At 69.0% G+C, this 13,629-nt stretch carries 10 protein-coding genes; 5 read left to right on the forward strand and 5 right to left on the reverse strand.

Translation table 11 applies throughout. The features are described 5' to 3' along the window. Window positions 1–26: 26 nt before the first annotated feature. Together F1734_RS13150 and F1734_RS13155 are read right to left on the reverse strand one after the other, a co-directional pair. Window positions 27–473, reverse strand: coding sequence for a hypothetical protein (locus F1734_RS13150; protein ID WP_010595197.1), 447 nt, complete (start codon window positions 471–473; stop codon window positions 27–29). A 129-nt stretch (window positions 474–602) separates the two neighbouring features. After that, entirely contained in the window at window positions 603–962 is a 360-nt protein-coding gene (locus tag F1734_RS13155; RefSeq protein WP_203010660.1) for a hypothetical protein, read from the reverse strand. 336 nt (window positions 963–1,298) lie between these two features. Here F1734_RS13155 and F1734_RS13160 point away from each other — a divergent pair, with 336 nt between their 5' ends. Both F1734_RS13160 and F1734_RS13165 read left to right on the forward strand, forming a co-directional pair. Then, a complete protein-coding gene (locus tag F1734_RS13160) occupies window positions 1,299–1,502 on the forward strand; it encodes a hypothetical protein (protein WP_124258438.1) in 204 nt (67 codons plus the stop codon). 135 nt (window positions 1,503–1,637) lie between these two features. Next, window positions 1,638–2,252, forward strand: coding sequence for a DUF6642 family protein (locus tag F1734_RS13165; RefSeq protein WP_140188572.1), 615 nt, complete (start codon window positions 1,638–1,640; stop codon window positions 2,250–2,252). Between the two features lie 64 nt (window positions 2,253–2,316). Here F1734_RS13165 and F1734_RS13170 read toward each other — a convergent pair whose 3' ends face one another. Together F1734_RS13170 and F1734_RS13175 are read right to left on the reverse strand one after the other, a co-directional pair. Next, on the reverse strand, window positions 2,317–4,569 hold the full coding sequence (locus F1734_RS13170) for a 3'-5' exonuclease (RefSeq protein ID WP_203010661.1): 2,253 nt from the start codon (window positions 4,567–4,569) through the stop codon (window positions 2,317–2,319). After that, window positions 4,570–11,019 (reverse strand): DEAD/DEAH box helicase, encoded by a 6,450-nt coding sequence (locus F1734_RS13175; protein ID WP_203010662.1) that lies wholly within the window; start codon window positions 11,017–11,019, stop codon window positions 4,570–4,572. 182 nt (window positions 11,020–11,201) lie between these two features. Here F1734_RS13175 and F1734_RS13180 point away from each other — a divergent pair, with 182 nt between their 5' ends. The 3 genes from F1734_RS13180 to F1734_RS13190 are packed head-to-tail and all read left to right on the forward strand — an operon-like array spanning window position 11,202 to window position 12,921. After that, the gene (locus F1734_RS13180) at window positions 11,202–11,519 is read left to right on the forward strand and encodes a hypothetical protein (protein ID WP_203010663.1); all 318 of its coding nucleotides are present in this window, start codon (window positions 11,202–11,204) and stop codon (window positions 11,517–11,519) included. Next, a complete protein-coding gene (locus tag F1734_RS13185; RefSeq protein ID WP_203010664.1) occupies window positions 11,507–12,481 on the forward strand; it encodes a WXG100 family type VII secretion target in 975 nt (324 codons plus the stop codon). Before F1734_RS13180 ends, F1734_RS13185 begins: the two co-directional genes overlap by 13 nt. Continuing rightward, a complete protein-coding gene (locus F1734_RS13190) occupies window positions 12,478–12,921 on the forward strand; it encodes a hypothetical protein (protein WP_203010665.1) in 444 nt (147 codons plus the stop codon). Before F1734_RS13185 ends, F1734_RS13190 begins: the two co-directional genes overlap by 4 nt. A 50-nt stretch (window positions 12,922–12,971) precedes the next feature. On the opposite strand, the gene F1734_RS13195 is transcribed toward F1734_RS13190, so the two are convergent. After that, entirely contained in the window at window positions 12,972–13,628 is a 657-nt protein-coding gene (locus tag F1734_RS13195; protein WP_203010666.1) for a DUF6308 family protein, read from the reverse strand. Window position 13,629 lies beyond the last annotated feature (1 nt).

Consider the following 13,629-nt stretch of genomic DNA (forward strand, 5'->3'; position numbering starts at 1 on the left):
TGTCCGGCCCTGGGGTCACGGCTCGTTCACGCGGCGTGCCAGGTCGCGGTGCCCGACTGCACGGTGATGCTTGCTCCGTCGATGGTGACCGTGGCCGTGATGGTGCCCGCTCCGGTCTGTGCCGGCAGCAGGTCGGTGAAGGGGTCGGCGGTGCCAGTGACGCCGGTCGTCTCGTTGCGCCAGTGCACCGTGCACGGGCAGTAGTCGAAGTCCATGGTCCACCCGTGCAGCGGCGGAGTACTCGGATCGGTGCGCATGTATACCGCCGCGTTGATGAAGGGAGTGATATTGCCGACCGAGCCGGTGTTTCCGATGAAGATGCCCGGAATGTCGTGCACGCCGACGGTGCGGGTGAACGTCGACGCGGACGCGGTCGGGGCGGTGAGCACCGTCAGCCCGGTCGCGGCGGCGACGGTCGCGGTGACGGTGGCAAGGCGGCGCAGCGACGTGCGCAGCGGAGATCGTGTCAGCATGGTGCGGTCCTGTCTTGGCGGCGGGTATCCGGAGGCCGGAACAAGCGGGTACGGCGTCGAGGCGGCTCGAGGTGTGCTCGAGACCGGATGGGCGTGTTGGCGCATCGTCACTTCGCCGCGCGTCCTGGGTCAGCCGGCGCTGCCGGTAGCGATGGGGTTGTACGCCCATACCTGGCGGATGCTCTGGCCGGGGGCAGGAAGGGGACTGAGCCGGATCAGCGGGTTCGTCTGCCCGCCCGGGATGTGCTGGATGCAGTTGGCGGTCTGCCCGTGGAAGGACTGGCATTCGATCCGGTGTCCGGTGCCGTACGGGCTGAGAGTCAGTGCCTTGTGCGCGTTCTCGCCGAACGCCCCGGGATCGAACGGGGTGACGAAGAATTCGGTCGCGTCGTAGCGCGGAGCGCCGTCCTGAGCGAGGGCGACCGCAGGCGCGATCGCCATGGTGGCGGCCACGGCCGCGACCGTGACTGTCAGAATTCGTCCGATCACTGCAGGGTCTCCTTCGCTCGGTACCGATCCGGCTCGTTTCATGATCGGGAAGGGCCGGTCCGGCGTTACGGGGTCCGGCGAGGCTGAACGTTGCGGAAGTCCCTGTGACACAACGCTCGCGGTCGACGAGGTGGCGGCACTGGCGGATTCGAGGATCAATGCCCTGAGGCGTTGTCGCAGTACCGAAAGGCGAGCTGGTGGTGAGACGGGGCGCGACAGTCACGGCACCTCGACATTGCCTTCGCTCGCCGTATGCGCGTAGTGGCCGGTAACGGTGGCGCTTCGATATCCGAAGTAGCAGATCGGGTAATTCGTGCATTTCGGGAAGGGTGTCTCATGCTGCGCAAGCTCCTCGTCGTCACCGCGGTGACTGCCGCATTCGGAATCGGTTCGGCGGGTACCGCTGCCGCAGATGGCGTCCTGCCGCCTCCTGATCGCGCCTTCATGTGCAAGTGGGATCGCTTCTCGCCGGAGTGCATCGCATTGTGGTTGGCGGGCGTAGCCACCGGTTCGGTCGAGTCCGGGTCTGCCCGGGACTGACGTGTCCCGGGTCGGGCGCCACCTCCCGGGATAGAGCTGCCGGTCCGTTTCCGGGCCGTCGGCTCCGGGGATGGAAAGACCGCCGTGGATCGAGATCTACGGCAGAGGCGACACGAGTTCAGTCATGATGCGCGGATGACAGCCAAGAAGCCGCCTCCTGGTGTGTTGTGTCTCGAGGGCGAGTGGACCCCGTCGATCGGCGCCCGGCTGAGCATCGAACCGGCGTTGCGTCTGCTCGAGTTCAACAGCATCGTCCGGGTCGCACACCGTGACGTGGCCACCCGCGCCGAACTCGAGTACTACCTGGACAAGTGGCTCGGCAAGGGGAACGGCACGGCCGGATACGACCTGTGCTACTTCGGCTTCCACGGTAGTTGCGAGACGATTCTTCTCGGGCAGGACGAGATGAGCCTCGACCAACTTGCCGAGCTCTTGGCCGGTCGGTGCGTTGGGAAGGTCTTGTACTTCGCGGCGTGTAAGGTGCTCGCGGCTCCCGGCGAGCACCTGAAGTCCTTCTGTAAGAAGACCGGTGCCAAAGCGATCGTCGGCTACACCCGCGATGTGGATTGGTTCGAGGCGGCTGCGTTCGAACTGCTCCTCATCACCCAACTCGTCCGGTCGGTCTCGATGAAGCCGGCCTACACCAAGATCAAGAAGAAATACCCCGATCTGGCAAGGAGGCTCGGTTTCCGGATGGCGCACTCCACGTGGGCTTCCGACCGATCCGTCGCGAAATCGGCGATCGAGTAGCGGAGCGCATGCGGCAGTACCGCGTCCTCGCGGTCGGCACGTCGGCGATCGACGCCTTGCCGCTCTAGGATCCCGTCGCAGCCGGAATCAGCGACGTGCGTCTACCGCTCCACGTCACCACCAGCTCGTCGCGCGCCCGGCTCGCCGCGACGTACAGCAGCGACCGCTCCTGCAGCATCGCCTGGTCCTTCTCCTCGTCCGGAACGGCCCGCAGCGCCGCGATCGACGGAACGTGCGCCTCGTCGACGCCGGCGAGAACCACGCGCGAGAACTCCATGCCCTTCGCCCGATGCATGGTCAGCACTTGCACGTGACCGGGTGAGGGCGGGTTGTCGTCGAGGGCGCGAGCCTCGATCCCACGCTCGCCGAGGGCCCGCACGAACCGGCTGCGGTCGTCGATGCTGCGGGTGAGGACGGCGACAGCCTCCGGTGCGACCCTGTCCGTTTCGATCCACCGGCGCACCTCGGCGGTCACCTTGTCGAGCTCGTCGGCCTGATCCCGGCACTCGACCAGTCGCGGGTTCGGGCCGCTGCGGGCCGACCGGTACTCGGCGGTGGACTCCTCGCCCTGCTCGAGGTCCTTGTACTCGGCGCCGGAGAGGATGCCGACGGCGAAGTGCAGATTCTGGGCGGTGGTGCGGTAGTTCAGGGTCAGGCGCCGGGACCGACCGACGATCTTGATGCCGAGCCGGCCGAGCACGACGGGCTGACCGTAGATCCGCTGGTGCGAGTCCTCGGCGATGAACAGATCGTTCGGCCCCTCGGCGACCAGGGCACGCAGCAGCGCCCAGTGCGTGGCATGCAGGTCCTGCGCCTCGTCCACGACGACATGGTCGACGAGCGGCCCCGAACCGGACTCGTTCCGCAAACGCAGGTGTTCGGCCGCGACCGCGAGGACCTCCGCGAAGCTCAGCGTGCCGTCCATCCGGCTGTGCCGCCGATACGCCTCGATCAGTTTCCACACGGCGATGCGCTGGGGACGGCTCAACCGCACTCCACGTCCCGGCCGTGCCACCTTCGCGTACTGCTCGAGCGTGGTGACCTTGTGGGCGAGGACGACCGCGACGTACTCGTTGTCCAGGAAGTTCGGGGTGGCCAGCTTCGCGTCGAGTCCGCTGTCGACCGTACCGATCACCTCGCGCCACACAGCGTCGGTGCGGGTACGGGCGTGGCCGAACTGGTAGGCGGCGCCGAGCACCGCTTCGCACGCCGGGCCGGGATCCTCGGCCTGGTCCAGCACCGCCTTGGCCAGCGCGTCGATGCCGCGGACGTAGATGCCCGGCTCCCCGGGTTTCGAGGTGAGCGGTGCCGTCGGGTCGAGCGAACGCAGGTCGGCTTCGAGACCGAGTGCGAGAGTCTTGTTGAAGGTCGTCAGGACGATGCGGGCGCCGGGATTCTGCCGGGCGAGGTGCCGCGCCCGGTGGATCGCGACGACGGTCTTGCCGGTGCCGGCGCCACCGGACAGCCGGAACGAACCGCTGAAGTCCTTCTCCACGTATTCGCGCTGTTCGGGGTGCAGGAAGGTGCGCCAGGCACCGAAATCCCCGCTCTCGATGACGCGGCGCAGTTCGTCGTTGTCTTCGATGTAGGCGAACTGCATCTTCGAGGCCGGGCGTTCCAGCGCTTCGAGGATCTGCGCGTCCTCGTCCTTGCTGGTGTCGACGGGGGTGTCGCTGAATCCGTGTCGGGCGCGGATGTCGTCGATGCTGATCCCGGTGGCCAGCTCGAGCAGGGCGCTGCCCTCCCACTCGAGCGCCTTTTCGGCCACCTGCAGGATCGCCTGATCGTCGGGGGCTGCCATGGCAAGTTCCGCGATCGCGGGGTCGATACCGAGCTTGCCGGTGAGGTCCTCGAGCGTGAAGCCCAGGCCGACGAGGAAGGGCTGGGCCTCGGCCGGGGACGCCTTCAATGTGCGGTCGAGCTCACCGCTCGGATCGCGCACGACGACGCGCTTGGTGCGGTCGCCGCTGCCGTCGAGCTCGCCGATGATGCCTTCGAGCGCACCGTTGATCGGGTTGACGCGCAGGGTCGAACGTTCCGCAAGGCTGTTGGCTTCGTCGTGCGGCCAGGTGCCCATGTAGATGTAGGTGGGATCACCGAACCGATCCTCGACCTTGAACAGGATGGCCCGGTAGTGCAGGTCCACCCGCCCGGTGCGGACCCGCGGATCGACGGCGGCCCTGAGCGGCTCGATGTGCAGGCCCGGGGCGGTGTCGTCGGCGCTGAGCTTCTCGAAGAAGTCCATCACCTTGTTCTTGACGGACCGGTCGAGCTTGCGCATCGCCTTGTTGTTCGACGCGATGACCAGATTCGCCACCTACAGCACCCCGTTCTTCCTCAACGCCGCGACAATCTCCGTCACGTCGGGCGGGCACAATGTCCACCCCCTGTCGGCCATCGTATGTGCCTCGGTTTCGGTTACATCCAGAACCACTCCGACGCGCGCACTCTCCCATGCGAAGTCGAGCACGTCGCCGTCGTCGGTCTCGTAACCGAGTCGGGGAACGGGCAGGTTCGGCTCGGTGGCGAGCGCCTGCACCAGCGTCCGCTCGGCATCGGAGACGGTGTCGTCGAGCACCGCCTGCCATTGCGGAGCCAGCGGCTGCTCGGCCTTCGGGGCGATCGGACCCGCCGGTGCGGTCGCCGCCTCCGCGAGCAACGTGCGGGTGGTGATCCGATGGCGCCCCGCGATTCCGAGCCAGTTCGACAGACGCAACCACTCCTTCCAGGCACGCCCGTCCGGGCTGTCGAGTGCTTCGTCCCGGTCGTCGACGGCGAGGACGGCGGTGGCGGACCGGTCCGCAGGCGACGTCACCGCCGCGGTCACCACGAGGGGTCCGTCGACCAGGCTCCAGCAGACGTCCGAGCCGGCGCGGGCGAACGGCGGGGAGCCGTCGAGCGCCGCCAGCGCGGATTCGAGCACGGTCTCGGCGACGGACTTGGCCCGATTGTCGCGGCGGACGAACAGGTACGGCATGGCCCGGCTGAACGCCTCCCACCCGTCGACATCGGGTTCGACCATGAACTCGAGCAGCTGCGTCACCGGGTCCTTGACGAGCAACTTCAGCAGTCCGGGCCGGACGTGGAAGTTGGTGGTCACCACCCGCGACGCGGACTCGTCGAACCAGGGTGGGTTCTGCTCGTCGCCGTTCTTGAACCGTTGGAGGTCCTCGTGCCCGAACGACCACACCAGGTACCCGGATTCGCGGAGACCCTCGCGTTTGCGGGCGTCGTCGGCCACCCGGTTGCACTCCGGTGAGGCGTGGAAGGCGCGGCCGTCGGCGAAGACGGCGATCGGTGGAATCGCACTGTCCGTGGTTTGGACGACGAAGTCGGGCTTGACGTTGTTCACCAGCACCTGGGGGAGCACCGACCACCGGCGGACCTTCTTGCCCGGCAGGGTGATCGTCGCGGACGGGCCGTACGTCCCCGGCTTCTCCACCACCGCCGCGCCCATCCCGCGCAGCCGTCCGACGAACGCGGTGTAGAAGTCCTTCTCGAGAAACGACTCGTCGCTGCCCGGAGGGGGCGGCGGGGCGTCCTCGACGATCGCGGCCGTCCAGTCGTCGAGGTCGGGCTCGGAGTGCGCGCCGGCGTCGAGGATGTCGTTGAGAATCTTCAGCGCGGTCGTGCGGGAGACCTTGTCCAGCTCGTGCGGCGGCGCGAACGGCAGCAGACAGCGGTGGCAGGCCAGCCGCTCCTCCTCGCGGCACGGGCATTCGCGCACCACCTTGCGGGCCGCGGCGAGCATCTCCCACACTTTGCCCGGGTCGGCGAACTCGGCGAGGTAGCCGGTGCCGCCGGGCACGGTGTCGTGGATCAGCAGGGCCCGACGGTCCGGGGCGTGCAGGGCGTCACTGATGGTGGCGACGTCGAGGTGCTCGGGCGAACCCCCGATCACCTGCCGCAATCCGAGCAGGATCGCGGCGCTGAGGCTGGGGTGGGCGAAGTTGTCGTACTCGAGGGCCGGCGGCAGATGCAGCAGGACGCCCTGGGTGCGCAGGGTGCGGGCGAGGGCGATCTCCCGCACGTCCTCGGCATCGGCAGTGCGCAGCCGGCACCACGTGCGGTGCTCGTGGGCGTTGTTGTGCCCCGCAGCGGTGTCGAGCTGACCGCACGACGCGCAGACCCGGAAGAGCCCGGTGGCCGATTCCTGGCCCGCGACGACCCGCTTGCGGCCCTGCGAGGCGCGTTTGCCGAGGTTGAGCCAGCGAATGTCGAGGCGTCGCAGGTACTCCACCCCGAAATCCCGTCCCTGCGCGAACCACGCCCGGCCGACATGGGCGGGGTCGACGTCCGCGGCGACCGCGACGGTGAACTGTTCCCGGTGCCGGTCGTCGCGGCTGTCGTTGATGGTGGCCTCGTCCCGGCGGACCTCCGCCGACACACGCTGCATCTCGACGACGTGCAGTAGCTGACTGACGTCGGCGATGGCCGCGTTGTGGCAGCGAAGGCAGGTCGAGACCGGCTTCGGCTGGGCACCCGCCGGAGTGACGGCCACCCAGCCGCACTGGGGGCACACCTGCCACGTCTGAACGTTCGACTCTCCGGTGCCCAGGTCGACGGCGTCGATCTTCACCGCCAGGCCCTGCGCGTAGAAGGTGGCGCCGGGCGCGAGTTCGGTGAGGGCGACGCGCGAGCCACGCTGATAGCTCATCGACTCGCCCATGTAGGCGGAGCTGTCGGGATCGATCCACGACACACCGACGTCGAGGGTCACCGAGTCGTCGAGCAGGGTGTAGTTGGGCAGCACCCCGTAGGCCTCGAGGACCGAAATCCAGTACGAGTCCGTGATCGAACGGATCTGTGCGCCGAGGAGTTTCCGGGAACCGTGAGCGGTGCGCAGCGCCCGCCGGTCGTCGTCGGTGGCCGCCGGGGACGACGCCTTCTGCTCCAACTCGGGAATCCGATCCTCGACGGCGCTGCGCCGGGATGTGAGTTCCGCGAGATCACGGTTCCACCGATGCACGGTGTCGCGCAGGTGTCGGGCGAGCCCGCTCGGCTGCTCGTCCTCACCCGGGGAGACCCACCCGGTGAGCGCCGCCTCGGCGTCCTTGCTGAGCAGCCCGCCGAACTGGTCCAGGAATGCGCTGCTCAGGGCGGTGGCGTGGGCATCGGCGTAGGCGATGAGGTCCGCCATCCAGGTGCCGTCGTCGAAGCCGGCGAGCGCGGCGCGCGCGTCCCTCGGCGCGGTGCGCTCCGGATCGCGGGCGAACCGGTCCACGATGTGCGCGACGTACTGTCGCTGCAGGATCTCCTCGGCATTGAGGAAGGTCGCCGGGGGTCGCACGTCACCCTGGATAACAGACAGCGGATCGAACAGCTTGGGTAGGTGCTCGCCGCGACCGCGCACATAGGCGAGGACCAGCGAGTTGCCGGTGAGGCGTCCGGCGCGGCCGACCCGCTGCAGGTACGACGCCACCGAACGGGGGAGGGAGCCGAGCATGACGGTCGACAGATCGCCGATGTCGATGCCCATCTCCAGGGTCGGGGTCGCCACCAGCACGTTCGGTGCCTGCGGATCGGTGCCGGCGGTCTTGAAGGCCGTCTCGTACTTCAGCCGGGTCTCGGTCGGCAGCAGCGACGTGTGCTCGCGCGCCACCACGCGTTTCATCTCCGACGAGTCGTACAGGCGACGGTAGAAGTTCTCGTGGCGTGGCGCGCGGCGCAGCGTGCCGGGGCACCGCACCAGCAGGCACGGCGCGCCCTCCATCTCTCCGACGACGGTGGCGCTGCCCGGGACCGGCGTCTGGCACACCTCGCACACCAGCAGATGCCGCCGCGCCTCGAGGTCCTCGAGGTTCGGGGCGGAGACCTGCACGGTGGTGGGCTGCAGCCCGTAGACCGTGGTTCCGGTTTCCGTGGTGACGGTCTCGAGCACCCGCTGTTCGGTCAACACCGCGAACAGCGCCTTGGTGAGAAACGCCCCGTCGTAGGGTGAGACGTCCAGGCAGCGCGACGCCCACCGCGCGTACCAGGACGACGGCGACGTGACGGTGTCGAACCCCTCCGGCAGCGACCGGGATCCGGAGCCCGACGCGGGAAACGCAGGCGCGGATCGGCCTTTCGGGAAGGCGGGCATGCCCTCGCCGCGCGGCCGGCCACCCCAGACGTGGTAGCGGTTGGCGTTCTTCTCGAGGTAGCGCCGCAGCCACTCGTGGTGGATGCCGCCCTGGGTGCGGATCCGTTCGACCGTGCCGCGCACCCACCGGGGGAGTGCCCGGCTGTCGACCGCCGGCAGGTCGGGGTCGTCGGCGAAGCTGAGCTGGTCCCCTCCCCGTGGGTCGTCGAACATCGCGGACTGCGCCGGTGCGCCGAAACTGTCGGTGAGCCTCAACTGCAGGTGCTCGGTCTGCGCGGCGGCAAGCCGGCCCAGGGTGGCGGCGCGTCCGGGGGGACCGAGGTAGACCTCGGCGACGACGCTGCCGGTGAGCTCGAGGGTGCGGCCCGTGCGGGACTGCAGACCGAACTCGAGGTCGATGTCGAACTGCAGGCGGCGCTTGGCCTTTCGTTCGGCCGCCCGGCGGGAGCTGTGATGGGCACCGGGCTTCCAGAACGGGCTGAACTCGTCGCGGTCGACGACATCGGGGGCCAGCAACTGGTACCGGCGCACGGGATCGTCGCCGGCTCGGGAGACGACCGCCTGGCACAGCTCGGTCAGGTCGAGCGGTCCCGCCGCGACAGCGCCACGCAGGGCCGAGCGCAGACTCAGGCTGTGCGAACGCGCCTGGACGAACCCCGCCCGGTGGGCGGCGTCCTGCACGCTGTCGGTGAACATCAGCGCCTTCTTCTCGCCGGCGTCGAGGTTCCTGTCCCCGAAGAGGTTCGACAGGGTCACCGACAGTTGGGTGGCGACGGCGCTGCCCAGGAAGCGGATGCCGTCGTCGGCGCCGCAGGCCGGGCACACGTCCTTGGTCGACTTCTCGTCCGAGTCGGGGCCGGTGAGCGTCAGGATCGGCAGCACCCGGCCCTCGAGCATCTCGTCGCTGTCGGGATCGGGGGCGACCGCGAGGATGTCGCGCTGCTCGATGTGGAACCAGCGCAGACCCTCGACGTCCCGATCGAGCTGTGCCTCGGTGGGTGCGGAGATCAGCGCACGGAAGCGGGCGAGGCCGGCGGCGTGGTCGGCGCGGATCGCGTCGTCGGTCACGTCGAGGGCATTGCCGGTGGGGCCCAGCCGGGCGCCCCACCCCGAGCGGCCGCAGTGCCGGCAGAAGATCGCCGGCAGATACAGCTCGTGATCGCCCTCGGTGTCGCCGTCGTCGGACCACGCATAGCAGGTGGTGGGGCTCACCGCGCGGTCGATCCGGCTCAGTTCGCGGATCCACAGATGCACGTGCACGTCGAGTGCGGCGCGGCCGACCTCGGCCCGCACGTGGGACAGCAGCGCCAGCAGGTGATCGAGGAATCTCTGTTGCAGCGCGGTCGTCCGGCGTGCGTCCCGCTCGAGCGGTGCAGCGGGGAACACTCGCGCGGCGAGGTCGGCGAGGGAGGTGGCGTCGGTCGCGTGGGTGAGGACGGCAGCCACGAGCGGGTGCCCTTTGAGCAGGTCGAGCACCTCCGAGGGAGCACTGACGACCTTGAGATCCGCCTCGGTGAGGGACCGGTCGGTCGCGATGTCGTCCGTCCGCTCGAACAACTCGGCAAGCACGGCGCGCGCGAGGACGACGTTCGCGTCCCGTCCGGAGTGGTCGGCCGCGGCCGCGGCGTGGATCCGGTCGACGGCGTCGACGATCACCGGGTCGATCGGCCGGTAGAGCCGGTCGGTGCGCCGGTCGGCGAGCCACTGCTCGACGCCGACACGGGTCTCACCGATCACCGCGGTCTCGTCGAATCTCTCGCCGAACACGGTGTGCGCGAAGCCGAGCATGGCGGTGGGATCGGTCTTGGATCCGAGCGTCGCGGACGTCGCGACGGGGGTGAGCTTGCCGAGGGGGCGGGCACGGTCGGAATCGGTGACCTTCGACGAGGCCGTCCAGTAGCTCTTGACGGCCAGCCCGAGACGCCGCAGCAGCATTGCGACATCGGTGCCTTGGGCGCCGTCGTAGGTGTGGAACTCGTCGAGGACCAGATACTGCAGGGAGTCGGCGGACAGCTCCCACAGCGGCGCATCGGCCGGCCGCAGCAGCAATTGGTCGAGCATCTTGTAGTTGGTGAGCAGAATGTCGGGCGGCGCATCGCGCATCAGGGCGCGGTCGGTGATCAGCCCATCTTCCGACACACGGGTGCGTCCGCTTGTCGAGTGCTCCCCGGTGTAGAGGCCGGCGGTGACACCGCCGAGTTCGGAGTTCGTGGTGATGAGCCGGGCGAGGCGCTCGGCCTGGTCGTTGGCGAGCGCGTTCATCGGATACAAGATCAGCGCCTTCATCCCGGTGATGCCGGCCTTCTTGGCGCGCAGCACATGGTCGAGGATCGGGACGAGGAATGCCTCGGTCTTGCCGGAGCCGGTGCCCGTGGTGACCATCGTCGGCTGTGGGCGATCCTGGAACTTGGTCGACAACCGTTCGAACGCGCGGGCCTGATGCCCGTAAGGGGTGAATCCGGTCGGCCACCAGTCGAGGTGCATGCCCCAGTTGCCACCGGCCGGTGCGAACGGAAGACGCAGCCGCACGTAGGGGCCTTTGAACATGCCGTTGTCGGGATCGCCGATGAAGTCGGTCAGGGCGCCCTGAGCATCCGGATCGGTCAGCGCGAACGTCGTGGCGAGATAGTCGGTCAGCCCTTCGCGCAGGTGCTCGGCCTGCAGTGTCGGCAGCAATGCCCCCATGACGCGCTCGCGGTCCTTTCACGCTTCGACAATTCGCCTGCGATTCGATCATGGCACCTTCATCGTGTTGCCCGGGGCACGCCGGAAGGGCAGAATCCGACGGCGCCGGAGACGACCGCAGCAGTCGTCGGGGGCCGGTTCGCGCGACGTCGGGGGGCGGGATGGGGAAAGAACACGACCACGTGGTGGTCGTCTTGGACGACCTGCGGACCGTTGCCCGCAGGTTCGAGGCGGTGGGGGAGACGCTGCGGCAGCGTGCGGCGCACCCCGCGCTGCGCACCGCCGACGATGCCCTCGTCGGCACCGCGGTGTCGGCGGCGTTGCGGCATGCCGACGCACGTGTCGCCGCGACGCTCGGCGCTCTCGCGGAGGCGATGACCGGTCTGGGATCGCTCACGGCCGAGTGCGCCGCCGCGTACGCCCGCTGCGATACCGAGGTCGCCGCGGAGTTCGCGCGCCTCGCCGGAGTATCCGATATGCCGCAGGCGTGTCGGACGTGAAGACCTCGTCCCCGCGTAGCCTCGTCGAGTCGTGGAACCCCGGCGCGGTCGTCGACGCCTGCGCCGACCTGGACCGGACCGGCGAGCTGATCGCCGACGGTGTCGATTCCCTGCGACGCGAGATCGACGCCCTGCACGGCAATGGGGCGTGGCGCGGCAACGCGCAGGCGGCGGCCGCCGACCGCATGCGACGTGTCCGGACGGCGGTGGCACGGGACGCGCAGGCCATCCATGATCTTCGCGCGACGATCGCGGCCGGGCTCGGCGCCTTGGAGCGGCGCCGCCGCGAATTGCGGGCCGTCGTGGTCGACGCGGAGGCGGCCGGGGTGGCGGTCGACGACGATTGGTCGATCCGTGCGGCCGAATCGATGCCTCGGGAGGTGGTCATGCAGTGGCGGCAGATCATCGACGACAGACGCGTGGCCGTCGAGGACGCCGACGTCGCGGCGGCACAGGACATTGTTCGCGCGGCAGACGCCCTCGCATCGTCGGAAACGATCCAAGGATTCGTGCCCGTCGCGATCGGAGTGGCGGTGGCCGTCGATGCGGCGGCCCAGGCGCTTGTCGCTGCGGGGGTGGTGTCGCTGGGTGCGCTCGCCTTCGCTCTGGTCGACCGGTTCGGGGCGGACGCGTGGGGGGCGATCAGCGACGCGATACCGGGCGACTTCTTCGCCGATTCCGGTCCGGTCGACCAGGATGGCGTCCGGGAGGTTCTACAGGAGAACACCGAGCCCGGTCGCAACAAGCCCAACCGGCAGATGGCCACCGAGGAGGAGATCCGGGACTTGTACGACCGACTCGCGCAGGAAGGCCGGGCGATCGACACGGGATCGTACGCGGGCAGGGCGGTGGTCCTTCCCGACGGCACCGAGGTGAGAATTCGGGAGTCGAGCAGCTCGGGCGGCACCACCATCGACGTGGTGTTTCCGAATCTGAGGAGAATGAAGGTGCATGTCGCATGATCGATCCCCGGCTCGAGCATTTCCTGCTCTACGAACTGTCCGACGACTGGATGCCGCTGGGATCGTTCGTCGCCCTGACGGAACGGATCACCCCCGACGACTGCTCGTCCGGTCGGGTTCTCGCGATCATTCGCGACCTGGCGGAACGCGGATATCTCCGTCTCGGCGGCTGGCCCGGAGACGGCCGGCCGTGGGAGCCGTGGGACGTTCCACTGGACGAGGCGATGGACCGGATCGCGCACGGCTTCAACGGTGAGGTCGGCTACCTGGAGGCATCCCCCCGTCAGGCGGCGACCACAGAGGTGTTCCGCGCGGAGATCACCGCCCTCGGCGAGACGCGGCTGCGCGAACTCGGCGATCCCTACGAAATCTACGGAGACCCGTGGTGGGACGATCCGAACATGCGCGCGGAGGGGGAGTTCCCGCCGTGGCAGGACTGAGCCCGATCCCGACCACCGTGCCGTGAGACGCCCCTGCGCGACGACCCTGGCTATCCGCCCGCAACAGGGTCTGCTCGGCGAACGCCGGAGTTCTTGCCGTGCATCCACGCGATCATGTCGAGCACCCGGACGGCCGGGACGGTGCCGTCGAGGCCCGCCGCGTCCCGAAGCGACAGCAGTCGGGCGTGCAGCCGGCGCCCCTCGGCGCGCAGTGCGCGTCGGGTCGGCTCGAGGTAGGCGCGTTCGGTACCGAGGACGTTGCCGACCACCGCGTCGTAGATCGGATACAGCCGGGGGCGCTTGCGCGCGATCAGCTTGGACGCGGTGGTGCGGCCGACGCTCGGCACGGTGCGCAACGCCTGCTCGAGTTGCCACACCGGTGAGGCCGGAGTCATCTCGTCCTCCTCGTCGACGAGGTCGCGGTCCGGCCCGACCGCGGTGAGCAGCGCGCCGAACTCCTCGCGCCGCTCGGCGAGCAGCATCCGTGCCCCTTCGCCCGAGACCCGGACCGACAACAACGTCACCGCCACGAGATCGTCGGCAGTGAACACATCGACGTCCGTGGTGCGTGTGCCGGTGGAATCCCAGGTATCCCATTGCACCCCGGTACGTGTGCGTCCCTGGTTGTCCTCGCGGCAGTACTGCCGAAGCAGGGCCACGGCTTCGGTGTCGTCGGTTTGCCGGAGGGCAGGCGGCAGTGTCAGCATG

It is taken from the genome of Rhodococcus ruber, assembly GCF_016804345.1.
GTDB classification, from domain to species: Bacteria; Actinomycetota; Actinomycetes; order Mycobacteriales; family Mycobacteriaceae; genus Rhodococcus; species Rhodococcus ruber.

Excerpts from the sequence above, each read along its gene's own strand:
- F1734_RS13195 (WP_203010666.1), bottom strand. The coding sequence starts at position 13,628 with ATGCTGACACTGCCGCCTGCCCTCCGGCAAACCGACGACACCGAAGCC.
- F1734_RS13150 (WP_010595197.1), bottom strand. The coding sequence starts at position 473 with ATGCTGACACGATCTCCGCTGCGCACGTCGCTGCGCCGCCTTGCCACC.
- F1734_RS13190 (WP_203010665.1), top strand. The coding sequence starts at position 12,478 with ATGATCGATCCCCGGCTCGAGCATTTCCTGCTCTACGAACTGTCCGAC.
- F1734_RS13165 (WP_140188572.1), top strand. The coding sequence starts at position 1,638 with ATGACAGCCAAGAAGCCGCCTCCTGGTGTGTTGTGTCTCGAGGGCGAG.
- F1734_RS13160 (WP_124258438.1), top strand. The coding sequence starts at position 1,299 with ATGCTGCGCAAGCTCCTCGTCGTCACCGCGGTGACTGCCGCATTCGGA.
- F1734_RS13175 (WP_203010662.1), bottom strand. The coding sequence starts at position 11,019 with ATGGGGGCATTGCTGCCGACACTGCAGGCCGAGCACCTGCGCGAAGGG.